At 60.2% G+C, this 23,520-nt stretch carries 22 protein-coding genes and 1 tRNA gene; 8 read left to right on the top strand and 15 right to left on the bottom strand.

The window, feature by feature from the left end; genetic code table 11:
- Positions 1 to 449: 449 nt before the first annotated feature.
- Positions 450 to 1,610 (bottom strand): GNAT family protein, encoded by a 1,161-nt coding sequence (locus ACYPYD_RS00395; RefSeq protein ID WP_459661674.1) that lies wholly within the window; start codon positions 1,608 to 1,610, stop codon positions 450 to 452.
- A gap of 146 nt (positions 1,611 to 1,756) precedes the next feature.
- Here ACYPYD_RS00395 and ACYPYD_RS00390 point away from each other — a divergent pair, with 146 nt between their 5' ends.
- Complete coding sequence (locus ACYPYD_RS00390; protein ID WP_459661672.1) at positions 1,757 to 2,851, top strand: fatty acid desaturase family protein; 1,095 nt, start codon at positions 1,757 to 1,759, stop codon at positions 2,849 to 2,851.
- Positions 2,852 to 2,855: 4 nt separating this feature from the next.
- On the opposite strand, the gene lptG is transcribed toward ACYPYD_RS00390, so the two are convergent.
- From lptG to ACYPYD_RS00370, 4 genes are all read right to left on the bottom strand, one after another.
- Positions 2,856 to 3,953 carry an LPS export ABC transporter permease LptG gene (gene lptG / locus ACYPYD_RS00385; RefSeq protein WP_459661671.1) on the bottom strand — a complete coding sequence of 366 codons (1,098 nt, stop codon included), beginning with the start codon at positions 3,951 to 3,953 and terminating at the stop codon, positions 2,856 to 2,858.
- A gap of 3 nt (positions 3,954 to 3,956) precedes the next feature.
- Complete coding sequence (lptF, locus tag ACYPYD_RS00380; protein WP_459661669.1) at positions 3,957 to 5,183, bottom strand: LPS export ABC transporter permease LptF; 1,227 nt, start codon at positions 5,181 to 5,183, stop codon at positions 3,957 to 3,959.
- Positions 5,184 to 5,342: 159 nt separating this feature from the next.
- Complete coding sequence (gene clpS, locus ACYPYD_RS00375) at positions 5,343 to 5,678, bottom strand: ATP-dependent Clp protease adapter ClpS (RefSeq protein ID WP_036526453.1); 336 nt, start codon at positions 5,676 to 5,678, stop codon at positions 5,343 to 5,345.
- A gap of 181 nt (positions 5,679 to 5,859) precedes the next feature.
- Positions 5,860 to 6,297 carry a phasin family protein gene (locus ACYPYD_RS00370; RefSeq protein WP_236727362.1) on the bottom strand — a complete coding sequence of 146 codons (438 nt, stop codon included), beginning with the start codon at positions 6,295 to 6,297 and terminating at the stop codon, positions 5,860 to 5,862.
- 16 nt (positions 6,298 to 6,313) lie between these two features.
- Between ACYPYD_RS00370 and ACYPYD_RS00365 the strand changes: the two genes are divergently transcribed.
- Entirely contained in the window at positions 6,314 to 6,904 is a 591-nt protein-coding gene (locus ACYPYD_RS00365) for a hypothetical protein (protein WP_459661667.1), read from the top strand.
- A gap of 258 nt (positions 6,905 to 7,162) precedes the next feature.
- On the opposite strand, the gene ACYPYD_RS00360 is transcribed toward ACYPYD_RS00365, so the two are convergent.
- Positions 7,163 to 9,022 (bottom strand): PHA/PHB synthase family protein, encoded by a 1,860-nt coding sequence (locus tag ACYPYD_RS00360; RefSeq protein WP_036526387.1) that lies wholly within the window; start codon positions 9,020 to 9,022, stop codon positions 7,163 to 7,165.
- A 191-nt stretch (positions 9,023 to 9,213) separates the two neighbouring features.
- On the opposite strand from ACYPYD_RS00360, the gene ACYPYD_RS00355 reads away from it, so the two are divergent.
- Positions 9,214 to 10,413, top strand: a complete 1,200-nt coding sequence (locus tag ACYPYD_RS00355; protein ID WP_008832768.1) for an LL-diaminopimelate aminotransferase — start codon at positions 9,214 to 9,216, stop codon at positions 10,411 to 10,413.
- A gap of 291 nt (positions 10,414 to 10,704) precedes the next feature.
- Entirely contained in the window at positions 10,705 to 11,292 is a 588-nt protein-coding gene (locus tag ACYPYD_RS00350) for a winged helix-turn-helix domain-containing protein (RefSeq protein ID WP_008832769.1), read from the top strand.
- 14 nt (positions 11,293 to 11,306) lie between these two features.
- Here the strand turns inward: ACYPYD_RS00350 and mobA are convergent, their stop codons facing one another.
- Positions 11,307 to 11,837: a molybdenum cofactor guanylyltransferase gene (mobA, locus tag ACYPYD_RS00345; RefSeq protein WP_459661665.1), complete on the bottom strand. Its 531-nt coding sequence runs from the start codon at positions 11,835 to 11,837 to the stop codon at positions 11,307 to 11,309.
- A 181-nt stretch (positions 11,838 to 12,018) separates the two neighbouring features.
- On the opposite strand from mobA, the gene ACYPYD_RS00340 reads away from it, so the two are divergent.
- Positions 12,019 to 12,092: transfer RNA gene (locus tag ACYPYD_RS00340), tRNA-Cys, on the top strand.
- Between the two features lie 161 nt (positions 12,093 to 12,253).
- Positions 12,254 to 13,501, top strand: coding sequence for a tyrosine-type recombinase/integrase (locus ACYPYD_RS00335; RefSeq protein WP_459661676.1), 1,248 nt, complete (start codon positions 12,254 to 12,256; stop codon positions 13,499 to 13,501).
- Between the two features lie 497 nt (positions 13,502 to 13,998).
- On the opposite strand, the gene ACYPYD_RS00330 is transcribed toward ACYPYD_RS00335, so the two are convergent.
- The 8 genes from ACYPYD_RS00330 to ACYPYD_RS00295 form a co-directional block, all read right to left on the bottom strand.
- On the bottom strand, positions 13,999 to 14,211 hold the full coding sequence (locus tag ACYPYD_RS00330) for a KTSC domain-containing protein (protein WP_459661664.1): 213 nt from the start codon (positions 14,209 to 14,211) through the stop codon (positions 13,999 to 14,001).
- Positions 14,211 to 16,037, bottom strand: a complete 1,827-nt coding sequence (locus ACYPYD_RS00325; protein ID WP_459661662.1) for an ATP-binding protein — start codon at positions 16,035 to 16,037, stop codon at positions 14,211 to 14,213. The genes ACYPYD_RS00330 and ACYPYD_RS00325 overlap by 1 nt, the downstream gene beginning before the upstream one ends.
- Positions 16,034 to 17,275 (bottom strand): SIR2 family protein, encoded by a 1,242-nt coding sequence (locus ACYPYD_RS00320; protein WP_459661660.1) that lies wholly within the window; start codon positions 17,273 to 17,275, stop codon positions 16,034 to 16,036. Before ACYPYD_RS00320 ends, ACYPYD_RS00325 begins: the two co-directional genes overlap by 4 nt.
- Before the next feature lie 135 nt (positions 17,276 to 17,410).
- On the bottom strand, positions 17,411 to 17,695 hold the full coding sequence (locus tag ACYPYD_RS00315) for a hypothetical protein (protein WP_459661658.1): 285 nt from the start codon (positions 17,693 to 17,695) through the stop codon (positions 17,411 to 17,413).
- A 4-nt stretch (positions 17,696 to 17,699) separates the two neighbouring features.
- The gene (locus ACYPYD_RS00310) at positions 17,700 to 18,206 is read right to left on the bottom strand and encodes a hypothetical protein (RefSeq protein ID WP_459661656.1); all 507 of its coding nucleotides are present in this window, start codon (positions 18,204 to 18,206) and stop codon (positions 17,700 to 17,702) included.
- A 1,197-nt stretch (positions 18,207 to 19,403) separates the two neighbouring features.
- Positions 19,404 to 20,444, bottom strand: coding sequence for a type II toxin-antitoxin system antitoxin DNA ADP-ribosyl glycohydrolase DarG (gene darG / locus ACYPYD_RS00305; RefSeq protein WP_459661654.1), 1,041 nt, complete (start codon positions 20,442 to 20,444; stop codon positions 19,404 to 19,406).
- Complete coding sequence (locus ACYPYD_RS00300) at positions 20,441 to 21,157, bottom strand: DarT ssDNA thymidine ADP-ribosyltransferase family protein (protein WP_459661652.1); 717 nt, start codon at positions 21,155 to 21,157, stop codon at positions 20,441 to 20,443. The genes darG and ACYPYD_RS00300 overlap by 4 nt, the downstream gene beginning before the upstream one ends.
- Before the next feature lie 580 nt (positions 21,158 to 21,737).
- Positions 21,738 to 21,983 carry a hypothetical protein gene (locus ACYPYD_RS00295; protein ID WP_459661650.1) on the bottom strand — a complete coding sequence of 82 codons (246 nt, stop codon included), beginning with the start codon at positions 21,981 to 21,983 and terminating at the stop codon, positions 21,738 to 21,740.
- 159 nt (positions 21,984 to 22,142) lie between these two features.
- Between ACYPYD_RS00295 and ACYPYD_RS00290 the strand changes: the two genes are divergently transcribed.
- Positions 22,143 to 22,757, top strand: a complete 615-nt coding sequence (locus tag ACYPYD_RS00290) for a hypothetical protein (RefSeq protein WP_459661648.1) — start codon at positions 22,143 to 22,145, stop codon at positions 22,755 to 22,757.
- Positions 22,754 to 23,520 (top strand): HEPN domain-containing protein (locus ACYPYD_RS00285; protein WP_459661647.1); only part of this gene is annotated, 767 nt, incomplete at its 3' end. The genes ACYPYD_RS00290 and ACYPYD_RS00285, both read left to right, overlap by 4 nt.

Genomic DNA, 23,520 nt, shown 5'->3' with positions numbered 1-23,520 from the left:
CGAGCGCAGCGAAGCAATCCAGGGCGGTTTGCACGGCCCTGGATTGCTTCGCTGCGCTCGCAATGACGATTCAAGGTGAAGCTGGAAACCGTTTTCCTACAGCGTCAGCACGGCGGTATTCTCGCCTGATGCAACCCCTGCCCGGCCTTCTCCCCGTACAATGTGCAGCCGGTCCATCGCGCAAGGTTACACTTTTCACACACAAGGTGACACATCGCGCCTGCAAGGTGACAAGTTCGGCGCATAAGGTGACACCTTATGCGTGCAAGGTGACACTTTCAGCGCGCAAAGTGACACTCTCCAACGGAAAGGTGTCACCTTACAGGGCCGATGTGTCACCTTGCGAAATTCCGATCCCGATCGAATCCGCAGAAATCCGCCACTCACCCTCGCAAGCAGCGGCCTGGCAGATCCCCCTGGACCGTGTAAACCGTGTAAACCTCCGGCGCTCAGAGCGCCTTGTCGTAGATCACGTATTCGCGGTTGACGGTGCTGTCGATGGCGTCGGCGATGGCGACCATGCCCTGGTTGTCCTCGAGAACCCAGCCGATCTCACCGCGCTTGGCCCCGAATTTGGCGACGGCGGCGCGGCGGATGTACTCGATCATCATGAAGGCCAACTGGCTGGCGAGCCGCGAGGACTGCAGCTTCTTGCGCACGCCCATCAGCGGCACGCGCATGTCGGCGGGCCGGGGCTTGCGCAACCAAAGGAGCAGCTTGAGCAAGCCGAGGATGGACGGCTTGCCGGTGCGCTTGTTGACCTTCATCTGGATACCGTTGAGGTCCGGCAGCGTCATCATGAACGCCACCGGCTCGCCCTCGTACTCGGCGATCATGATCAGTTCGGGATGCACCAGCGGCTTCAGCGCCTTTCCGGTATACTCGATTTCCTTGTCGGTGAAGGGCACGAAGCCCCAGTTGTCCGACCAGGCATCGTTCAGGATCTCGCAGATGATCGCGGCTTCGCGGTCGAAATGCTTCAGCTCTACGCCGCGCACGTTGATCTTGGCGTTCTTCTCGCCGGACGAGACGATGCGCTGGATCAGCGGCGGGAACTGCTTGGTGACGTCGAGTTCGTAGGTCTTCAGCGTCTTGACGACGGTGTAGCCCTGGCTCTCGATCCAGCCCTGATAAGCGGCGTTGTGGTGCGCCATCATCACCATGGGTGCATGATCGTGGCCCACCGTCTGGATGCCGGGCTCTTCCCAGACCGACAGGTTCATGGGCGCCAGCACACGGATCATACCCTGTTCGCGCAGCCACTGCTCGGCCCGGGCGATGAGCGCGTGGGCGACTTCGGCGTCCTCGGCCTCGATCGCGCCCCAGTTGCCGGTGCCCGGCCCCATCCCCTGCTCAAGCGGCTGTTTCAGCGCCTGTTCATCGATATGCGCCGATATGCGACCGACGATCTTGCCGTCCCGCTTCGCCAGAAACAGCTGAACGCGGGCATGCTCGAAGAACGGATTCTTGCCCGCGGTGAACTTGGAGATTTCCTCCGAGCGCAGATTCGGCACCCAGTTTTGATCTGACGCATTGAGTCGATAAGCGAGATCGACAAAAGCGGCGATGTCGGCCTTGCTGGAGATCGGAGTGATGACTAGTTCGGCCACGATGCTGCCTTTGTTCTGGCGTAACGGAATATGAGCGCGACGTGCTGCCGATGGCGGCAGGTTGTCAAGTCGGACCGCACGGCGAATTGCGGTGGAGCGCGGACCGGGCGGCCTTATGCCCGGAAACACTTTGGAAATCTTGCACGATGAATGCCCAGAATGCGATCGACCTGCCCCCCGCCGATGCGCGTAATTCCGCGCAGGGATCGACGTGGCACTCGCAGATGCCCGACGACAAGGCGATGCTGCGCGCCGCCGTCGAACTGACGCGCGACATCGCGGCCGCCCGGCCCGGCATCTACTGGCCAGACATGCTGGGCAGCGCCGCGATCGGCTATGCGGCGTTGGCGGGGGCGATTCTGGCAGGCAATCCGGTGGTCGCGGTGCTGCTGGGCGTGGCCGCGTCGCTGGCGCTCTACCGCGCGCTGCTGTTCATCCATGAACTGACGCACATTCACAAGGACGCCCTGCCCGGCTTCCGCTTCGGCTGGAACCTGCTGGTCGGCGTGCCAATGCTGATCCCCTCGTTCATGTACGAGGGCGTGCATACCCAGCACCACGCCCGCACCCGCTACGGCACGGTCGAGGACCCGGAATACCTGCCGCTGGCGCTGATGAAGCCGTGGAGTCTGCCGGTCTTCGCGCTCACCGCGATCCTGCTGCCGCCCGCGCTGCTGATCCGCTCGGCGGTGCTCGTGCCGCTGGGCGCAATCGTGCCGCCGCTGCGCACGCTGGTGTGGGAACGTGTCTCGGCGCTCGCCATCAACCCGCAGTACAAGCGCCGCAAGCCTGAAGGCGATTTCGCGCGCATGGTGTTCTGGCAGGAGTTGGCCTGCTCGGTCTGGGCGATCGGCCTCGTCGCCGCGAGCTTCGCCTGGGGCTGGAGGCCGCTTCTGATCGCACTGTGCGTCGTCTCGTTCACCGCGCTGCTCAACCAGGTCCGCACCCTTGTCGCCCACCTTTGGGAGAACGACGGCGAAGCGATGACCGTCACCGCGCAGTATCTCGATTCGGTGAACGTGCCGCCGCCCGGCTTCGTCGCGGCGATGTGGGCTCCGGTGGGTCTGCGCTATCATGCGCTGCACCATCTGCTGCCTTCGATGCCCTACCACTCGCTGGCAGAGGCGCACCGCCGCCTGACCGCTCATCTGGAAGAGGGTTCGACTTACGGCAAGGCCAGCTATCCCGGCCTTGCCCCGCTGCTCGGAAGGCTCGCGCGCAGCACGATGAAGGTCAGGTAACCCTTTATTCCTCGGTACGAATCAACACAGTCTCGCCGATGAGCGCGAACAGCAGGAAAGGCGCCCAGGCCGCAATCAGCGGCGGATAGCCGCCGAAATTGCCCATCGCCAATGCCGCGTTGTCGAACACGAAGTAGGCAAATCCCAGCGCCATGCCGGTCACCGCGCGAATCAGCAGTGCGCCGGAGCGGGCAAGACCGAACGCCGCGACCGCCCCGAGCAGCGGCATCAGCGCCGAGGACAGCGGCCCCGACAGCTTGTGCCACCACGCCGCATCAAGCTCGCTGGTCCGCTGCCCAGCCTCGCGCACAGCCTGGATCGAGCCGGTAAGCGTGAAGATATCCTCCGCATCGGCATCGACCTTGGAGATGAAGATCTTGGCCGGCGTGATGCCCGGCGCAACGGTGGCCGCGACCAGCTTTGTCGTCGTCGTATCGGAAACCTGGAACTTCGTCGGCTTGTCGAGCTTCCAGCCGGGATTCGCGTAAGTCGCAGTGTCGGCGCGCATCATCTCGACGATCATGTCGTTGGCGTCGCGGCGATAGTAGGTGACGCCGTGCAGCATCATGGCATTGCCCTCGCCGGAGAGCGACTGCGCCAGCAGCAGGTCGCTGCCTTCGGCAAGATAGAGGTTCGCCTTGGGGCTCGCGTTCTTCGGGATCGGCCCGTAGTCCACCGCCTGCCAGGCATCGAGCGTCCGCGCCGCGCGGGTGACGACACGCTCGTTGAAAGCGAAGCTGAAGCCGGAGATCACCAGCGCGGTCAGAATCAGCGGCGCCAGCACCTGATGCGCCGACAGCCCCGCCGCCTTCATCGAGATGACCTCGCTGTTCTGGTTCAGGGTCGCCAGCGTGATGATCGTGGCGAGCAGCACCGAATAGGGCAGGAACCGCGCCACCAGTTGCGGCACGCGCAGAGAGACATAATAGAGCAACTGCATCTGCCCGTTGCCCTTGTAGGCAAGGATATCGCCGCTCTCGCCCAGCAGATCGAGAACCTGCAGCACCAGCACCAGCATGATAAGCACGGCGACGATGCGCGTCAGGAACAGCCGTGCAAGATAGAGTGTCAGGGTGCGCGACGGGAAGAATTCGAGGTTCATGGATCAACTCTGGTCCGCTGGCGTCGGCAGGATAGGCCCGCGCCGGTTACGACGCAGCAGCGACTTCAGGCGCTTGACCACCTTGTCGGACGCGGTCTCGAGCCAGCCGATCGCCTGACCGCCCGGTATGTAGGCCACACGCCAGTACATCCAGACGATGATCGCCGCAAAGCCGAAGAACGGCCCCCACAGCCCGATGATGGGGTTCATCTTGCCCAGCGAGGCGACGTCGTTCGCGTACTGATTGACCTTGTGGTAGGCCACCACCATCACGATCGACACGAACAGGCCCAGCGCCGACGTGGAGCGCTTGGGCGGGATCGCCAACGCAACGCCAAGCAGCGGCAACAGCAGCATCATCACGACTTCGACCATGCGGTAGTTGAAATTCGCCTGACTGGATACGCGCTCGTCGCTTGGCGCATTCTTGTCCCAGCCGAGCTTCAGCAGTTCGGGCAGAAGGTATTCACGCTCCTGCCCGCCGCGCTGGCGAAACTTCTCGATTGCGGGAAGCTCGATCGGCAGGTCGTGGCGCGTGAAGGTCAGGACGCGCGACGGCTGCCCGGGCTCGTCCTGAATGATCTGGCCCTGCTCGAGTCGGAAGATGATCGTGTCGGGATTGTCCTTGAGCGCAAGAAAACGCCCCTCCCGCGCGGAGATCGAGAGCACCTGGCCCTTGTCGTTCGAAAGGCGCGCGAAGATGCCCATGAGCTTGCGCCCATCGTCACGGCTTTCGTCGATGCGCAGGGCGATGCGGTCCTTGAGGGCGGTAAACTCGCCAACCTTGATCGAGGCCCCGAGCGCGCCGGACTTGAGCTCGTAATTCAGCTCTTCGTAGTAATAGCGGGACAGCGGCTGAAGATAGCCGACGATCGCGAAATTGGCGATCACCAGCGCGGTCGTGATCATGTAGGGCACGCGCAGCATGCGGGTATAGCTGAGCCCCACCGCGCGCATGACATCGAGTTCGCTGCTGGTCGCCAGCTTGCGGAAGGCAAGCAGGATGCCGAGCATCAGCCCAAGCGGGATCGCAAGGCTGGCGTATTCGGGCAGCATGTTCGCCAGCATCTTGAAGACGACGCCGATCGGCCCGCCTTCGGTCGCGACGAAGTCGAAAAGCCGGAGCATCTTGTCGAGCACGAGCAGCGATGCGGCGAGCAGGAATATGCCCAGCATCGGCATCAGCACGAGGCGCAGGATGTAGCGGTCTAGGGCGCTGATGAACTTCACTTAGGCGTCGTCACTCAACCGTTCTCCCCCGCCCTTAACGGCTCACGCCGGGAGGGCAAAGCGATTTGTCGCTGGCGATCCGACATCTTCCTGAAAGTGTCGGGTGAGCCGTTGAACGTCGCTGGAGCGGCAAGGTTTCCGGCTGGAGAAAGAATGCGCTCAGGCCTTTTCCAGCGTGCATTGTAGTGGGTGCTGGTTCTGACGGGCAAAATCCATCACCTGGTTTACCTTCGTCTCGGCAATCTCGTATGGGAAGATGCCACAGACGCCTACGCCCTTCTGATGGACATGCAGCATGACGCGCGTGGCCTGCTCGAGGTCCATATGGAAGAAGCGCTTGAGGACCAGCACCACGAATTCCATCGGGGTGTAGTCGTCATTGAGCATCAGTACCTTGAACTGGCTCGGCTTCTTCGGCTTGGCACGGGTCTTGGTGGCTATGCCGACCTGATGGTCGTCGCCAGTACCGTGATCGGTGTCGCCATCGTCCGCCATCACAACCGGAAGCGGCGCGAACGGAAAGGGCGACAGGTCAGAATCGGCGATCGGGGGAATCATGGTGCCCAGAATATCGTACCGAGGCCTCCGATAACAAGATGCCCCGGCCTATATTCTCGGTTCAGCGGCTCAATCGGCCGGATAACTGCGTCATCCGACCGGTCGAACCTGCCTTAGATCAGAACGGAGCAGCCGAGCGCGCCTTCTCGACGGCGATGCTCACGCGGCCCGAGATCGGTGCGAACGTGTCGCTCATCAGCTTGAGCATCGCTTCGCTGTTCTTCGAGCTGTAGGCAACAGCCGTGTCGAAGTTCTTGCGAACGAGATCGCTCTGCAGCTTGAAGAAGTCGGTCGGCGACTTTGCGGCAGCGAGTTCCTTGATGTCACCCGACATCTTCTCGAACGCGGCGCGGCTCTCCGAGACGAGTTCCGAACCCATGGCCTGCACGCCCTCGGCGTAGATCTTGCCCGATTCGACGGCGGCCTCGACGTTGCCCTTGGCGAAGTCGCTGACTTCGCCCAGCACGCTGGTGCTCTTCTCGAAAGCAGCCTTGGCCTTGGCCTGAGCTTCGGTGATGGCGTCCTGGAATCCGGTGAAGTTAGCGCTCATGTCCATTGTCGTTTCCTCGAGCATGAAATTGGAGAACAGTCCTGCGAAGACGGGCTTGCCCGAAACGGGCTTCGGTGCGGTCTTTGGTGCCGCCGTTGGAGTGGCCGCCTTCGGAACCGGAACGGCAGCAACCGTTTCCTTCACGTCCTTGGCAACCTTGATGGCCGGCTTGGCCGTAGCGACTTTTGCCGGAACAACTGGTACGACCGGCTTCGGCTTCGCGAGTGCGACCGGGGCGGCCTTGATCTTGGACTTCGGCGCCGCAACCTTCGCTGCCGGAGCCTTTGAAGCGGGAGCCTTGATCGGAGCCGCTTCGGCGACCGGCACCTTAGCGGGAGCCGAAGCCACCTTTGCCGCAACCGGCTTGGGAACCTCAACTTTCGCGGGCGCTTCCACCTTGACCGGTGCAGGCACCTCAGGCTTTGCCACCTTCGGCACGACAGCGGCTACTACAGGCCTTGAAACTTCCGCCTTCGGCTTTTCCGGCACCGCAGCTTCCGGCGCCTTGACCTGGGCAGCCGGCTTGGCTTCCACGGGCTTGGGTGTCGTTACCGGAGCGATATTGCTCTTCGGGTCTTCATTGTCGGCCATCTGTGCATCCAGCCTTATTTGAAAACTTCGAGTAGGAGCCGGGCGTCACCCCGGGCAGTTCATACGAAACACGAGTCGCATCAACCTTTGCTGCGTTGCAAAATAGGTTTTTGCAGACGCGAAGTCAACACTTCTATGTTGCGATGCACAATTTATGCTGCACCGCACAAATTCGCCTTGCTTTTCAGGTCCACGCAGAGTGTCTGTCGCAGATTACAGCCGTGTGTCAGCACGACCGCAGTCGCAGGTCACGTGATTAAACAGCCGGAATGGACCTTGTTTAGCGCGTGGAGACGTAGCGTCCCGGAGCGTCCTCGACGACCTTGTCACCGCGTCCGCCAGGCTTGCGCCTGCCCCGTGCCGGAACTTCCGCCGGATCAAGATTGCGCAGCCACTCGGCCCAGTGCGGCCACCATGACCCGGGATGCTCAGTCGCGCCCTCGACGAAATCGGCCAGCGATTCTGGTGACCCATCGTTGGTCCAGTATTGGTACTTGCCCGTCGAGGGCGGATTGACGACCCCCGCGATGTGACCGGAACCCGCAAGAAGGAACGCCCAGTTCCCGGCCAGATAGCGCGTCAGCTTCCATACGCTCGTCGGCGGGGCAATATGATCCTCTCGCCCGGCCTGGATGTAGCAGGGCGTGGCAATGCGATGGAGGTCGATCGGCACGCCGCAGGCCGATAGTGAATCCGCCACCGCCAGCCGGTTGTCACGATAGAGGTCGCGCAAGTAGTTGCGATGCCAGAGCGCCGGAAGGTTGGTGACATCGCCGTTCCAGTGCAACAGATCGAACGCTGGGTAGTCCTCTCCCTTGAGGTAATTGCGCTCGACGTAATTCCAGATGAGGTCGTTACCGCGCAGGATATTGAATGTCGCGGCAAGATAGCGCCCGTCGAGGTAGCCTTCGGGAGACAGACGGCCGACGGTCTCGATCTGTTGGTCGTCGATGAAGTTCTTGAGGTCACCCGCATCCTCGAAATCGACCTGCGCGGTGAAGAAGGTCGCGCTGGCGATCTTGTCCGCCTCACCCTTGCGCGCCAGCACGGCGAGCGTGGCCGCCAGCGTCGTGCCGGCGACGCAATAGCCGATCGTGTGCGCCGAAGGCACACCAAGACGGTTGCGCGCAAAGTCCACGGCCTCGATCTGCGCTGCGATGTAATCATCCCACAGAAGATCGGCCATCGAGGCGTCGGCCGACTTCCAGGAGACCATGAACACTGTCACGCCCTGCTCGACTGCCCAGCGCACGAAGCTCTTACGCGCATTGAGATCGAGGATGTAGAAGCGATTGATCCATGGCGGGAAGATCACCAAGGGAGTCTTCAGGACCTTGTCGGTGGTCGGAGTGTACTGGATGAGCTGGTAGAGCGGGGTTTCGAAGACCACCTTGCCAGGGGTCACAGCGATGTTCTCGCCCAGCACGAAGGCGCCGGGCCGGGTATGCGTCAGTTGCCCCTTGCGCATGTCGTCGAGCAGGTTCTCGAACCCGCGCACCAGGCTTTCGCCGCGCGTCTCCGACGCTTTCGCGAGAGCGACCGGGTTTGTCAGCGGAAAGTTGGCGGGGCTCAGGGCATCCACTACGGTCCGGGTGGCGAACAGCAATTGCGCCTTGCGCGCAGGCTCCAGCCCCTCGATCGATTCCGCGAGGCCGGTGACCTGCTCGCTCATGAGCAGATAAAGCTGATGCAGCATCGCGAAGAACGGCTGGCGGCGCCACTCCGGATCGGAGAAACGATGGTCGCGGCGCGGCAACTCCGGCTGTTCCCGGATTTCCTCGCCGCGCGGTCCGATGCCATATTGCCCGAACACGGCATTCACCAACGCCAGCCCCTCGTTCCACAGCTTCTGCTGCATCTCGGGATTGGCGAGCGGAAGCTGGCGAAAGACGCCCTCAGCCGTGGCGATCCATTTCATAGGGTCTGCGTAGTGCGGAGGCTTGTCTGCCGATGCCTTGTTCAGCTGCTCGACCTGAAACTCAGTCCATATCGAATGCAGCCGGCCGGCCACCTCGGCCCATTGCACCGTCGCTTCGGCTTCAGGAGTGCCCTCCGCCGGGACCATCTGGCCAAACAGAGTCGTCAGGCTCTGAACCTGGGACTTCATGACGTCGCTGATGAGGTCGGCGTCGGTAGCCATCGGCAATCGCTCTCCTTGAGATTCGCACGCAGGTTGGCAACCCTGCGGACTCCTGTCGAGCCCCCTTCGCACGCTTCAGCGTGACATTTCCTGCAATTATCTTTCGCCAGTCCCCATTTGCGCGGAAGCCCGAATCCCCTACAGGGACCGAGCGGCGATCCTGCCGCCAAAGCTACTGGATACCAGAGGTCATGGAAGACGAGTTCTACCGCATCAAGCGACTGCCGCCCTATGTCATCGCCGAAGTGAACGCGATGAGGCACGCAGCCCGCCAGGCCGGTAAGGACATCATCGACCTCGGCATGGGCAACCCCGACCTGCCCCCGCCCCAGCACGTGCTCGACAAGCTGTGCGAGGTGGCGCAGAAGCCCGATGCTCACGGCTATTCGCAGTCCAAGGGCATCCCCGGCCTGCGCCGCGCCCAGGCGAACTACTACGCCAACCGTTTCAACGTGGAACTGGACCCCGAGCGCGAGGTCGTCGTGACCATGGGCTCGAAGGAAGGCCTGGCCAGCCTGGCCACCGCGATCACGACGCCCGGCGACGTGGTGCTGGCGCCCAACCCGAGCTACCCGATCCATACGTTCGGCTTCATCATCGCCGGCGCCACAATCCGCTCGGTTCCGACCACGCCTGACGAGAACTACTGGCGCTCGCTCGACCGCGCGATGGCTTTCACGGTGCCGCGGCCCTCGATCCTGATCGTCAACTACCCGTCGAACCCGACAGCCGAAACCGTGGACCTCGCGTTCTACGAGCGCCTCGTCGCCTGGGCCAAGGAGAACAAGGTCTGGATTCTGTCCGACCTTGCCTATTCGGAACTCTATTACGACGGCAACCCGACCCGCTCGATCCTCGAGGTGCCGGGCGCCAAGGACGTCGCGGTGGAATTCACCTCGATGAGCAAGACCTACTCGATGGCAGGCTGGCGCATCGGTTTTGCGGTGGGCAACCAGAAGCTGATCTCTGCGCTGACCCGCGTGAAGTCCTACCTCGACTACGGCGCCTTCACGCCGATCCAGGCCGCTGCTTGTGCCGCGCTGAACGGCCCGCAGGACATCGTCCAGCGCAACCGCGACCTCTACCAGAAGCGCCGCGACGTCATGGTCGAGGCATTCGGCCGAGCCGGATGGGACATTCCCGCACCAAAGGCCTCGATGTTCGCCTGGGCGCCCCTGCCACCGGCCCTCAAGGACATGGGCAGCCTGGAATTCTCGAAGCAGCTCCTGACCCACGCCGAAGTCGCCGTCGCTCCGGGCGTCGGCTACGGTGAAGACGGAGAAGGCTTTGTCAGAATCGCCATGGTGGAAAACGAACAACGCCTTCGACAAGCCGCGCGCAACGTGAAGCGTTACCTCAGTTCGATGGGGGTTAATACCCCTTCATCCTGAGCGCCTGTAACGGCAAAAATTCAGGATTTCTGCGGAATATCGAAGTTAACGCACGCGTAGTCCTGTAATAATATACGTGTTGTAACAGAGGGTAAAATTACGCCATCTCGCCCCTCGCATTGGAATACTGAGCTATTTGGGGGGCAGATGGCTAACCTTCTTTCACGGCGAGATTCGCCGTATCATTTTCGATGGCTCGGGACTGACAGAATCCCGATCGACTTCGATCTCAGGGTTTGCGGCTGGACACTCGACTTTGGTGGAGAGCCCTCCAGCGACAGCATGGGGGTCATGCACGCAGGTCATCTCGATCCTGCCGGATGGGAAAGGCTGCTGGCCGTCCGCAACGACGTACGCCGTTTCGTGCTGGTGATCGGCCCCGCATCCGCAAGTGAGCGCGCTGAACTTTTGCAAGCCGGCTTCGGCGAAGCCGTGCCCGATACTGTCGATCCCAGCGAGTTCGAGGCCCGTGCCTGCAGGTTGGCCGAACTGACACGCTGGCTACCCCGCCACCGTCGCCTCGGCGATCTGGAACTCGATCTGCTGGCCCGCGAGGCTTATGGGCAGGGCAAGTCCCTCAACCTCAACCCCCGCGAATTCGCACTTATCTGGCGCTTGGCGGACACGCCCGGAGAGCCGGTGAGCAAGCAGGACCTGATTCAGGACGTCTGGCGGATGGGCTTTGTACCCGAAACCAACAGCATTGCCGTTCACATGTCCCGCCTGCGCCGCAAGCTGGGCTTCGTAGGCATGGCGGGCATCATCGCCACAGCCTCGGCAGGCGGCTATTGCCTGAGATCAACTGCCGAGGACGAGGCGCGGACGACGTTCGTCCCGAACGGCGGACCATATTCCCATCCGCAACAGGCTGTCGCCTGAAACACGAACCTCGCTCAGGACAAGGGGCTGTCGGCGATCCGGGCGAGGTCATCGGGCGTATTGATATTGGCGATCGGCGTATCGATCTCGACGAGACGCGCGCCGATCATTTCCGCGAACCGGCGCATAGAATGACGCTCCGTGCTCTCCAGCAAGGCTTCGAGTTGCGGGGCGGCCGACGCAGGCCACAAGCCGATGACCGGCTGCGTGGCAAGGCAGGCCGGCGCTCGCCCCAACAGCAAGGGCAAATCATCCGGTAGCGGCCCTGCATCGACCCCGCAACTCAGCACAGCCTCGTAACCCTCGTCCAGGGCATGATGCAAGGCAGCCGCCAGCCCGCCAAGCGGCCCCATCCCAGCGCGCGGCCAGTCGGGGAGCGTCGGGGCGGGTGCGGTCTCGCGCCCGGTGACGACAACATGTTCGCACCAGCCCGACAGCGTATCGACCGCCAGCGAAATCAGCGTGCGCCCTTGGATTTCGGCCAGCGCCTTGTCGCTGCCGAAGCGGCTCGACAGCCCACCTGCAAGCACTGCTCCAAGAATCATGCCAAAACCCTTTCATGCAAGGAAACGGCTATTACAGCGCTCCGTCCGCGCTTTCGGCAAGGGAAGAAGCGCACGAAACGGGTATCGAGAGCGATGAGGCACAAACAAAATCCGGCCACTTGCGCGAATCCCGTTGCACTCCCTGCGATCGGTTGCTAGGCGCGCATTCCTCCACACGGATGGCCCGATGGCGGAGTGGTGACGCAGAGGACTGCAAATCCTTGCACGCCGGTTCGATTCCGGCTCGGGCCTCCATTTCTCTCTCCGGAGACGTCCACAGACGTCCGGAGAATGTCTGTTTTCAGCCGTTTTTACTGATATAATCTCCGCCACGATCCGGACGGATTTAACCGCATCCACGGCCATTGATGGTCCCGATGATGGACTCCCCTCCGGCAATCCTCGGAGGTCCATCAATGCCAGAGACATCAGGAACAAAAGGCCTCAGCGCCACAGCGGTAAAGAACGCGAAGCCAAGGGACAAGGCCTTCAAGCTGTCCGACCGAGACGGGCTCTACCTTCTGGTCAAGCCAAGCGGCGTCCGATACTGGCGGATGAATTACCGCTTCGGAGGCCAACAGCGTACCCTGTCCTTCGGACGCTGGCCAGAAGTCATGCTGAGCGAAGCACGAGACATGCTATTAGACGCCCGCCGCCTGCTGGCAAAAGGCATCGATCCGCTTGAGCAGGTCAGGCTGGAAAAGATCGAGAAATCGCTCGCCGCTGCTAACACCTTTCAATCCGTCGCCGATGAGTGGATCGCCAAGATCGAAACCGAAGGCGCTGCCCCCATGACCGTCAAGAAGGCGCGCTGGCTCTTAAACAAGATCTATCCATCGATCGGCAAACGCCCGATAGGCGAGATATCAGCGCCGGAACTGCTACTCGCCCTCAAAAAAGTTGAGGCGACGAAAAGGTACGATACAGCAAACCGTATCCGAACAGCATGCAGTCAGGTGTTTCGCTACGCGATCGTCAGTGCCCGGGCGGGGCGAGATGTCGCAGCGGACTTGCGCGGGGCCCTCATCACACCAAAGACAAAACATCGGGCGGCCATCACCACCTCGGATGAAGCAGGCGCCTTGCTCCGCGCCATCGACGATTATGATGGAATGCCTCTCACCCGAACGGCGCTCCGGTTGATCGCGCACGTCTTCGTCCGCCCGGGAGAGCTTCGCTGGGCCGAATGGAAGGAATTCGATCTGGAGAAGAAGGTATGGACTATTCCAGGCCACAAGATGAAGATGGGCGTCGCGCATTCCGTACCCTTGACCACTCAAGCGATCGAGATTCTTAGCGAAATCGAACATGACGCAAATTACAGTCCATTCCTTTTCCCGTCATTGAGGTCCCTGTCTCGGCCGATGTCCGACAATACCCTCAATGCTGCGCTCCGTAGGCTCGGGTATGCAAAGGATCAGATGACTGCCCACGGATTTCGAGCCTTGGCGGCAACCCTGCTCAACGAAATGGGGACTTGGAATCCAGATGCGATCGAGCGCCAGTTGGCTCATGCAGACGGCAACTCAATCCGGCGAGCATATGCCCGTGGGCAGTATTGGGCGGAGCGAGCGAGGATGATGCAGCACTGGTCGGATCACATCGACCAATTGCGCAGAGGAGGCAAAATTATAAGGCCTCGTTTCGGCCACAGCGCTTCATGAGGTAGCGGGAATACAAAACTGTCGATTTTTTCATTTCAAATCAAAGTGATGCGAAACATTCTCCAGAAAAGACCCCCCGCGTAATCCCGGGAATCTTGTGGCTGCAATTGGATTGCCATGGACTGGGATGGCTGCGATTCGCATCCGCCGAGGTTCAGCCGGAAGATAATTGCTGTTCACGCGAACTGACAAGCAGGCGCCGATTAAGCGCGGGACTAAACGACAAGAAACGGTTGTGATTCGCCAAGCGCCGAACGCGGAATTGGGACATTTGGCTCGGTCCGGTTGCGAGTGCATGGCGCAAGAAAGCGAACGCTCCTGGCATACGGATTGCCAGCAATTCGTGGCGCGCGTTGCGGGTCATCCAGCCGCCACAAAGCCGAGTCTTGTTCATTTGGCACCGATCAGCACAACAGGCAGTAAAGCAGATGAGCTGGATCGCTCCAAGCAATCTAATAATTTAAGAAAGCTTGAACTCGAGAGCCGGATGGAGCCAATCACCCTATGCGCGAGTATGGGTAGGCATTCCTAATATAGGCGTGAAGGAATTGCCCTTTGGAAGGCGCGGCCATAAGCTGCGTATGCAGGTCGCTTCCGACGTTGAAATACTGATATACTGCACCGTTCAGGAACTGGACCTCCAGCGTAGCGCTGGCCTCGTCATACCCGATTGAGGCAACGTTCGATGATGCAACTAGCTGACGATCCATTATGCTTCCTCTTCTGGTATCGGCTGGCGGTCTATAGTCTGCTCGGCCACGACTGCGGTCGTGCGCTGGGCTCGCCAAGATGCCACGACGCGATCATAACCCTCAGCCACACGCCGTGTGCGCCACGCAGCGCTAACCTCCGGGTCACAGCTCTTCGGACGACGGTCAGCCGCAGGGAGCGTGATGCGACATCGCACCGGCAGTCTCGCCGCTTCGCCCGCGATGATCGCTTCCCCGGTACGCAGTACCGGAAGGAGATCCATAAGTCCCGACAAGTTGTCCGGCAACGCTCCCTTCACGCGCCCTCGATCGGTCGGGTTCGTCAATCTAAGAGCAACTAGGGTGCCGCACTGTGACAGCACCGTCTCATCTATCTCGGAAGGTCGCTGCGACACAAGCATGGCGCCAACACCATATTTGCGTCCCTCCTTGGCAATGCGCTTCACCACGTCAGCGGCGACATTGCCGCTTTCGGGACTGACGTATCGGTGCGCTTCTTCCATTACGACCAGGAGAGGGCGGAGCACCCCACCTTCAGTCTTCTCGCGGCTCCAGTAGAGCGCCTCGTACACAATCCTTAAGATGGACCCGATTAGCCTGACCAACACCGAGCTGGGTACGCCGGAGAGGTCTAGGATGGTGATGGGGCGGTCGTGCCCAAGCCAGCCTTCGAGCAGCGTGTCTAAGTCCTCAGGCGTGGTCCCAGCTAAATCGGGCTCCCAAGGGCCTGGATGCAACATGAAATCGTACCGTCGATCGAGCAGGCGTGACCTGATCAAGTTGAGCTGGCGGCGAATACCCTTGGCGGACTGGTTGATGAACGGTCCCGCCGAGCCGAGCGCGTGTGGGGTGTACCGGGGTGCGGTTAGCGTCTGAGCGTCGCCTGGCACTTCGAGGCAGGGTTGGTCCCGCTGAGGCCCTGCAAACGTGGTTACCTCAAAGTTGAGTAGGTCGTACCAGAGCTGTTTCAAGGAGAACGGCACCGGGCTGTCCACCGTCAGCGACTGAAGGTCGAGCCCAGGGAGTTGCCCCGCTTGCAGGCGCGCTTCCTTTAGCTCTTGGATCTTGTCGGTGAACGCGACAAGGTGTGTGTCGCTTAGCCCGCCGGCGATAAACTCGAGAAGTTCCCCGGCTTCTAGCGCCCAGTACGGCACAAAAAGAGGTTGCTCGCCTGGCTGGGGTGTCGCGCTGAACGTGCGCGCGACATCGCCCAAAGCAGCGGAGTATTCGCCATGAACATCGAGCAGTAAAATTCGGGCACCGCCCGAACCCTGCACGCCCGGCGGTGCGACGATCGATCGCAGCAGGCTCGACACCGTCGTCGACTTGCCAGAGCCGGTCGACCCCAAGATGGCGGAATGACGTGTCACCAGCGCGTCGAGCGCAAGCCTGACCGCGATGTTCTCCGAGCTAGACAAGCTGCCGATGGCCACCTGATCATCATCCGCGCCGCCATAAATACGACGAAGATCGCGCTCAGTGACAATATGGACCGTGTCGCCAATATTGGGATGCTGGCTGAGCCCCCGCTCGAACCGATCGCCGATGGCCTCGCCTGCTAGCTCAACCCGCATCCATCGACCCGTATCCTCGTCGGGTCCAGTTGGTCCGCCCGACACGCCCGCAGCCCCGACCTCCGCGACCACGCCAAAAAGGTCCTGATAACCGAGTGGGATGCGGACGAAGCTACCGACCTGACCAACGCGATAGGTGTGGCCGGCGATCATCGCCAATCCGGAGGCGAGTGATTCCGACAGTTTGACGGTGATTGAGGAACCGGAGACGGCACTCACTCGACCCAAATAGGTCGGATCGTTGCCGCTCATGCCGCAGTAACTGCGGCAGTCGAAGCCAGATCGACGGACAGCCCGCCTAACGCGAGGGGGGCGGGTTCGACGACATGGATCAAGTCGGATGAGTAGGACAGCGCACAGAAGCGGGAGAAGGCCGCGAAGTCGCCTAGGAGAAACGCGGGATCCGTGCTTCCCCAGCGCGTACTCCAGAAACTTGCTCGAATTTCGGTCCAATTCTTCGGCGGGTCGCCTGGCTGCCAGCGTCCCGCCACTCCTCCGATCACCGCAGCATCCGACGCGTACACCGATACGTTGGGGTGCTCGTAAGCCAATTTGCACGCAGGCTCTTCTGCCGCGAGAGACTGAAACTGGAACGCGATTAGGGCTGCGTTCGCGTTCATGGCTAGCGCTTCGTCCAGTACCGCGTTGATATGCGCGTCGCGGAAGGAAAAGCCTATCGTAAGAAGAAGCGTATCCGGGGTAAGCAGAAACCTCTTCAGCCGCTCGAAAAGAGCAGAGTAGGGCTGCTTTTGGGTTAAGTCATATTTCAGATGATCGGGATACACGAGTTCGCTGCACTCATTACCGCCTGAGCGGACGACAACGCCATTTTTGACCCGCCAACCGAGCGAGCCGTGCAGCTTCCAAAGCCGCGACCAGCGTGCCGGCAGGTCGTCCCCCGCCACCGTCACTGGATCAAAGAACGGTGCGTGCCCGCCGGTGAAACCGTCGAAATACGGTGCCTTAGCTAGCTCGAATGCCTCCTCGAATAGAAGGTCGTAGTTTGTCGTAAATACCTCGACCGCGTGCGGCCGCTGCGTGCCGCTGATCCAAGCGACCAGCTCGTGGTAAGGCGTGCGTCCCTTCGGAAGCTTGGCGCCTACAATCTCGCCGATCGCGCCGCAGATCGTTCGTCCTAGCTCTTCATATCCGCTCGCCGTCAACCCATGCACCGATATGTCACCGATCGCGCTCTGGAGTAGCCGCACGCGCGAGAGAATCGTCTCGATATTGCCGCCCCCTGGCAAGTCCGCCCGGATCGCCGCCGCAGCGACCGCGTATTGACCGGACAGCTTGCCGATAGCGCGATCGGTCAGCTGTTCAACCCCAGGAATGAGTACCCTGCCATCGGGATCGAGGTCACCTGCTGCATTGACGCGGACAGAGAGCGGGGCGCCCGCGCCGATGAGTATTCCTACACGCTTACGTCCCTGTGAGAGCACCTGTCGTAAGTCGGCCATGAAACGATCAGGATTATGTATCGCGTCCAAGTTGCCTTCTCCGTTTAGCCCTTACCCGAGCGGCGTGAACTGATCTAATTCCCGCGTGCAAGTAGTGTGCTTCTACACTGATCTGTTTGCTTGTCGGTCCCAGCGTGGCTCAGATGAGCCGTCGATCGACAGGCCCTAAGTTCTGATCATCCAGTCCGCGCAGCGTGCGGGGCTGCCCGCGTCATCCCCCTCCCTGCGATTCGAGCAGATGAAGAACACAAACTCATGCGCGACGCTGCTCGCGTCCATATCATGCGGAATGAATTCGCTGGCGCGCACCGCCTCATCGATGTTGCCGAACATACCGGTTGCTGAGATATCGTGACGGAAACGATCCGCATGACTTCCGATGCTTACGTTGGTTGCATTCGCCAACAGGCAAGTCTGCACGATCCACAGAAACTGCTCTTGCTTCGTCATGAGATCAGCTTGCACTCCGCATGGGCATGTTAGTCGGCTTGACGGTGTAGGTCACTTTGATCGAACTGCGACAGGTATCGCAGGCGTAGTTGGAAGTGTCACCGTTGCCGCCGCCTGGCCGCTTGTCTTGCCCCTTGAACTGCATAAATGACTTTCGCCGGAGTCCGAAACAGTTGGGGCATAGCCAGTGTGGCGGCTCGTCGTTGCCTACTTCCGCATTTGGCATATAGACGAACGCGCCCCGGCCAGCATCGCGCAACTCGTACCGCGCTTTCTCGACGCTCCAATCCTGCAGGTCAGTCAGCTCCTGCTCGAGTTGTCTGATGCGCGCGGCAGTGGCAGCCCCGGAGGCTTGGACATCGATCAATGCTTGCTGAGCCTCAAGCAGATTGCCTTGAAGAGTTATCCGGACCTCGTTCAGCTTAGTCTCGGTGGCGGTAGCGGTCAGTCCTTTGATAATATCGCTTGTCGCCTTTAGGCTACTGAGCGCCGTGCTTATCTCCGTGAGCATACATCTTCCCGTTCATTGTCGGCGTTTCCGACCCTAGCTGGTGCTCCACCAACTTGCGCGCACGCTGCCAACCGTTACACATCGCCCTACACGATCAGAACGTAAACGGAACACGAGTGTCGCGCAATCCTCATTCATAGCGAATGGGTATGGGCAGTCGCGCAATGTCATGGTGACACTGCCGAGCAAGATCTGACATGTATTCCGGGATCGCCGAGGCCCCGGATTTTTTGAATCGGAGGTCAACAATCCGCTCGTTATGATCATTCTATCTACCGCCCCCTGATCCGGAAAGCCGTCGCAAGAGTCCTGGCGCGGTGCGGCGATGGATTGGCGCCTGACCGGTTTTCTCTACCATTAGGCCTCTACCCTCGGGGAATGGAGGTCTATCCGCCGCCTGCGGCGGGGCGACATTGCTGTAGAGAGTTACGAATGGCCCGAGGAGCGGCTCAAACGTGCGAGACAGCAGTTAGTTTGAGCCAAGGTTTTCCCCGCCCGAAGGTGAAGTGCGGATCCTCCTCGCCGACCCCAACAAAATCCTCCTGCGTTGCGAAGAGCACGACATTTGCGCCGGCTTTGCCGGTCGCGCTGGGATAGCGGATAGTCCTGGCTCGTCCCAACAGAAACGCTACCGCAGCCTTACGCGTTGGATCTATGGTATCGTCGAGCGGCACCGGCCGACTGGGCGCTATCGAGGTGCCGCCGTGCCGGCAGAATGGCCCAGATATGTCGGGTTGTTCGCGGTTGCGCTGAAGTCCTTGAAAGTCGCGTTCAACCAGCTCGCCTCTTGAGCAATGCGCTTGTCGTCCCAGCCTGCTCCTTTCATCCAATCGGTAAGGCGTAAAGCGTGACATAGGTTAGGCCCTGTACTCCAACGAACTTGAGCAGATCCTACAGACGGAGTCGTACCGTACCGTGCCAGGAAGAGTAATGTCGCCACGGAATTGCCCTGCGGGTCTAGGCCGCTGCCGATCTTCGCCTCGCAACGGGCGGCCGAGTAGGGCTCGACGCGGAAGTTCGGCTCGCGGCTATATCGCAAGAAAAAAGTGGAGGCTGTGTCATCGCTGTCCGTCAGATCGGTGAGGGGAGGAGCGAAATATTTCCAAAGCAGGCAGTTGCGCCGAAACTGCGACCTTCGGGAGACCTTAGGCTGACAAGCGAGAGAAGCGGGCCGGATTGCCTCCGACCCGCCAAAGTTCAATTAATCAGGCCGTCTTCGACCAGGCGCGCATAGGCAGCGCGGATCGACGCTTCATCAAACGAGTTATTCTTGTGATCGCTCCAATTCCGCAGGGCCTCAATCACCTTCTCAACTGGATAATGCTTTTCATTATCAGCTAGCCAGTGCACAGACGAAAGCAGTTCCATCCCGTATGGACCTTCGTAACCCTGCACCAAATGGCCAAGCTTAAGGATCGTGTCGTCGACACTAATGCCGACCTCTTGCAAGTGTGCATCAGCAGCGGCGCAGCCTGCGGGGGTCACATGAGCACGGCGATCACCAGTAAAAAATCCGGCGATCATGCCATGGCGTTCTAAAGACATGAACGCCTTTTTTAGCGGGTCAGAATATGGTCCATACAAGTTCTTTTGAAAATTGAGTCGAAAATCTACGCCAAGAGTCTGCAGAAAATAGACGATTTTCTGTAGCGATAATCGGTCGAACGATCCATCGAAATGAACCTCAAGCTCCGACAGGGCTTTGAGCAAAGTGGCGCGCGCGCGATTCATCGCTAGCGACGCTCGTTCATCAAATTCGGGCTGGTCAGCACTCTCCTTGGGACTAAACACGACAATCTTGACGTCCTTCAAGGTGGACAGTTTATCAGCGATCATCGGCCTAACATCGCGCCAGTCTAGCCCCCCATTCCCGCACCCGAGAGGCGGCAGCGCGATCGAAGTGATCCCATAATGTCGAATCTCGTCCACCAGCGCATCTAGGCCCTCCTCAATGTATGAGAGCTTAGAAGGCGAGCGCCAATGAGCCTTGGTTGGAAAATTGACGAGGAAACGGGGACCGTCATCGCCAAAGAGGCGACGGTTCTCGTGAATGAGAATTCGCCCTGGTTTGAGGGTTTTTGCAGCACAAGCGGCCTTGTAAACTTTATAGTTTTCAGGCCAGCGGTGCTTAAATTCCAGCGCCACACCCTTCCCCATCACGCCGACGCAATTTACCGTGTTAACTATTGCATCTACCGGCTCGGAGAACATGTCGCCGCTTTTAAATGTCAGGGTCATGAAAAATAACACCCAGGTTTGACCAAGATAGGAATATTCCAGTTCGAAGAAGCCATTTGCGCTTGCAGATGCTGCTGCATCGCAAGAGTTTTGGCAATGACGCAGGTTACCATATCCAATGGAACTGCGTCCTTAACGAGAAACTCAGCCATCCTCTGACGCGATCGGTTCTGATATTTTTGCGGTGAAGCGGGGCTGTGAAACCACTTACCGACTCCGGCATACCCGATCTCTGGAATATGGGCGGTAATTGGAGGGTCATCGAACATAGTCCAGTCGATATGGGTCGCGAGCTTTCTAAGGTCCGTCTCGATCACCGGCATCGGTGCTGCGGTGTTCAAAGCGACGTTGCTGAAACAATAATTCAGGTTCGTGCCATGGAAGCGATCCACGTCGCAAACGAAGAAAATGCGCTCGTCCTCGCTCGCCTTGCCCAACACCTGACCGGTGGGCGATCGCAGGTCGATATTGCCCTGACTGATCGTGTATGCGAACCCCGTCCGAGGAGAGAAATAGAAAGGTACGTAGTCGTTGACTACGCCGCCGTGCGGCAGGTTAATGAAACTGGTGCCGCGTGTATTGACTATCCCAGCATGTGATGTCTGATGAATTAGCTGAGGCGTGTGATGATTCTTTGACCTGATCTCGCCATCATTCAAGAATACACCCCAATCTCTACTGCATACTTGCCGGAACACAAATCTTTTGGCCACGCCGCCCACTCCTAACCGATAATCAGCTCACGCATTTCCATCCGCCGGGCGACTTTATAACCGTGGTGGGCCGCTCACATACGTGTCGCAACATGGATTGCAAGTCGAAGCGATTTTCCCAAGCTGATCTGCTTTCGCTCGTGCCCATCATAGAAGTGGCTCGGTTTGTCTGGACAGCCTTGGACGTTTGATAAGTGAATCATCTGTGGTTTGGTTGTTCAAGCTCCCGCTTGCAGGGCATCATGGAGGTGGGAGATAGGTGTGCCTGACGTGGGGACTGACTTGGACGTGAGAGCCCTGTGTAAGGCGGGACGACCGACACCTTTTTTTCGTTAGATGAGCCGTTCCAACTGGAACGAATGACCGCCTCTGAGCAATCAGTAAAAGCATTGGGCGACGACAATGGGCGCGAAGCGAGCTGCCGGAGATCACATCAATGCCAGTCACGAGCCACGCATTCTGGGATAGTGTCAAGAATTCTGCCGCCACGTGGCTCCTGCAGTGAAGGAAATGTCCGACAATCATGTCGGATTGGCAAGGCGCCGACAAGCGTCGCGGAAGGGCTCTGTCAGAGGCGGTTCTAATCGTTGCGCGCTTCCGGTTTCTCGCGACGCTGCAATTCGTTCTCAACCGCTTCACGGATAAATAGGGCAAGCCTGCGGTTGCCGACAAGCGCCTCGATGCGGCCGATCGTGTCGCTTGATAGCCTGATCGTCGTCGGCTTCATTCCAAGTGGCGGGCGTCCCATCGCCCTGTCGCTATCGGCCACCGTGACAATCTCCAAGCCAAACCAATTGACGCTACCGTTTATTTCGATATACGCCATCGTTTATTGAGTAAACGATGGCGTATATGCTTCAGCAGCTTCCTGTGGTGGGGCCTGATGAATGATAGGCATCGCGAATCATGCGGAAGTGTCGGGACCGTTCCGTATCCGCCCGTCACATCCTGCCTCGCTGCGATGGATGCGGAACGGAAGGTGTCTATGCCCGTCTCCACATCCCGCCGCGCCCTGCCACGCAGACTGACGATCGTGCCAGTCGCTGCACCGGTCATCGCCTCGCCCTGGGCGAAGGCGTTGGCTTCGCTTCACCAGCACTATGAGGATGAACCCGCGACGTTGGCGCGGAGCAAGGAAGGGCGCTGCATCAGCCGCTTCCGCTACCACAACGCCGAACGGCGCTGGATGCTGACGGACATCGTAGCCTTCCCCGAGAGCGGCTTCACAAACCCTGCCCTGCATTTCGCAGGCTTCGTCTGCCAGCAAGCATTATGTGCCTATCTGCTCGACATGGGTTTTGCCGATGGGTGGAACGCCAGTCACATCAAGCAGGACATCGCCAAGGCGCTGGCCTACGCCAATGCCTGCGGCCTTGGTCATGACTGCCCTGATATGGCGCGGCTAGCCGTGGTTCTCTCGCCTTACTGGAAGTGGGGCTATCACTATGATGAGTGGGAGGAAGACCGGCCCTGCACGGGCGGTTTCGTCCCCGCCACGATCAAGCCCCTTGTGCGCGCCTTGGTGGATCGCGTGCATGACGTGACCTGGCACCACCGCCCGAAGGGATGTCAGCGCCGATCAAACGGGGCACGGTCATGATGCTGCGCACCGAAGCCGTTCACCTTCCCGCACCGATCCGGACGGAGCTTCTTCGCGTCGCTACGATCCTGTTCGCGGCGTTCGAGGAAATGACCAAGGGCCGATGCTCCGAACATTTCCGGGCTGGCCGCATTCTCGCGCTGGTCCTCCATGGCCCCCATGCCCGGACGGATTGGGGCGAGGTTGAGCCGGGAGAAGCGTTCCGCTGTCTTGCGATCGTCAACTATCCTCGGCTGGCGCGCAGCGAACGCGACTGGCGGCTGGTGCGCGACAGATTGCGCCGCGCGTGGGAGCTTGGCGACATCACCCATCCGGTGCGCCTCGACGTCGAAAGTCTGGAGCGGATCAACGCCGCTCTTGCCGAGGGCGTACCGCATTTCGTCAGCATCGTCTGTCAGGGCATTGCTCTATATCAGTCGGAGGGATTGCGCCTTCAACCGCCGCGCAGCTTGCCCGGCCCGGATCGTCGCGCCCTCGGCATGACGGAATATGCCCATTGGGACGCGCGGGCCACGGACTTCCTGAACGGCGCGGCTTTCTACGAACGGCAGGGAAATGCGCCGATGGCTGCGCTGCTCCTGCATCAGGCGTGCGAGCATTCCTATCAATGCCTACTGTGGTCGCTCACGCTGCACGGACCCCGCACCCATGCGCTGGACGAATTGCGCGAGAGCGCGGAAATGCTGGTCGGCAGTTTGCGCGAAGCATGGCCGCGCGAAACGCCATTCGAGCGGCGCGCGTTCGGCTGCATCCGCCGTGCCTA

This window comes from Novosphingobium sp. 11B (assembly GCF_054589055.1).
The sequence above is the reverse complement of the archived record's forward strand: the minus strand, read 5'-3'. Positions and strand labels throughout refer to the sequence as shown.

What these genes read in the sequence shown, in the direction of transcription:
- ACYPYD_RS00390 (WP_459661672.1), top strand. Translation starts at nt 1,757, where the DNA reads ATGAATGCCCAGAATGCGATCGACCTGCCCCCCGCCGATGCGCGTAAT.
- lptG (WP_459661671.1), bottom strand. Translation starts at nt 3,953, where the DNA reads ATGAACCTCGAATTCTTCCCGTCGCGCACCCTGACACTCTATCTTGCA.
- clpS (WP_036526453.1), bottom strand. Translation starts at nt 5,678, where the DNA reads ATGGCGGACGATGGCGACACCGATCACGGTACTGGCGACGACCATCAG.
- ACYPYD_RS00370 (WP_236727362.1), bottom strand. Translation starts at nt 6,297, where the DNA reads ATGGACATGAGCGCTAACTTCACCGGATTCCAGGACGCCATCACCGAA.
- ACYPYD_RS00365 (WP_459661667.1), top strand. Translation starts at nt 6,314, where the DNA reads ATGAAATTGGAGAACAGTCCTGCGAAGACGGGCTTGCCCGAAACGGGC.
- ACYPYD_RS00360 (WP_036526387.1), bottom strand. Translation starts at nt 9,022, where the DNA reads ATGGCTACCGACGCCGACCTCATCAGCGACGTCATGAAGTCCCAGGTT.
- ACYPYD_RS00355 (WP_008832768.1), top strand. Translation starts at nt 9,214, where the DNA reads ATGGAAGACGAGTTCTACCGCATCAAGCGACTGCCGCCCTATGTCATC.
- ACYPYD_RS00350 (WP_008832769.1), top strand. Translation starts at nt 10,705, where the DNA reads ATGCACGCAGGTCATCTCGATCCTGCCGGATGGGAAAGGCTGCTGGCC.
- mobA (WP_459661665.1), bottom strand. Translation starts at nt 11,837, where the DNA reads ATGATTCTTGGAGCAGTGCTTGCAGGTGGGCTGTCGAGCCGCTTCGGC.
- ACYPYD_RS00335 (WP_459661676.1), top strand. Translation starts at nt 12,254, where the DNA reads ATGCCAGAGACATCAGGAACAAAAGGCCTCAGCGCCACAGCGGTAAAG.
- ACYPYD_RS00330 (WP_459661664.1), bottom strand. Translation starts at nt 14,211, where the DNA reads ATGGATCGTCAGCTAGTTGCATCATCGAACGTTGCCTCAATCGGGTAT.
- ACYPYD_RS00325 (WP_459661662.1), bottom strand. Translation starts at nt 16,037, where the DNA reads ATGAGCGGCAACGATCCGACCTATTTGGGTCGAGTGAGTGCCGTCTCC.
- ACYPYD_RS00315 (WP_459661658.1), bottom strand. Translation starts at nt 17,695, where the DNA reads ATGACGAAGCAAGAGCAGTTTCTGTGGATCGTGCAGACTTGCCTGTTG.
- ACYPYD_RS00310 (WP_459661656.1), bottom strand. Translation starts at nt 18,206, where the DNA reads ATGCTCACGGAGATAAGCACGGCGCTCAGTAGCCTAAAGGCGACAAGC.
- darG (WP_459661654.1), bottom strand. Translation starts at nt 20,444, where the DNA reads ATGACCCTGACATTTAAAAGCGGCGACATGTTCTCCGAGCCGGTAGAT.
- ACYPYD_RS00295 (WP_459661650.1), bottom strand. Translation starts at nt 21,983, where the DNA reads ATGGCGTATATCGAAATAAACGGTAGCGTCAATTGGTTTGGCTTGGAG.
- ACYPYD_RS00290 (WP_459661648.1), top strand. Translation starts at nt 22,143, where the DNA reads ATGCCCGTCTCCACATCCCGCCGCGCCCTGCCACGCAGACTGACGATC.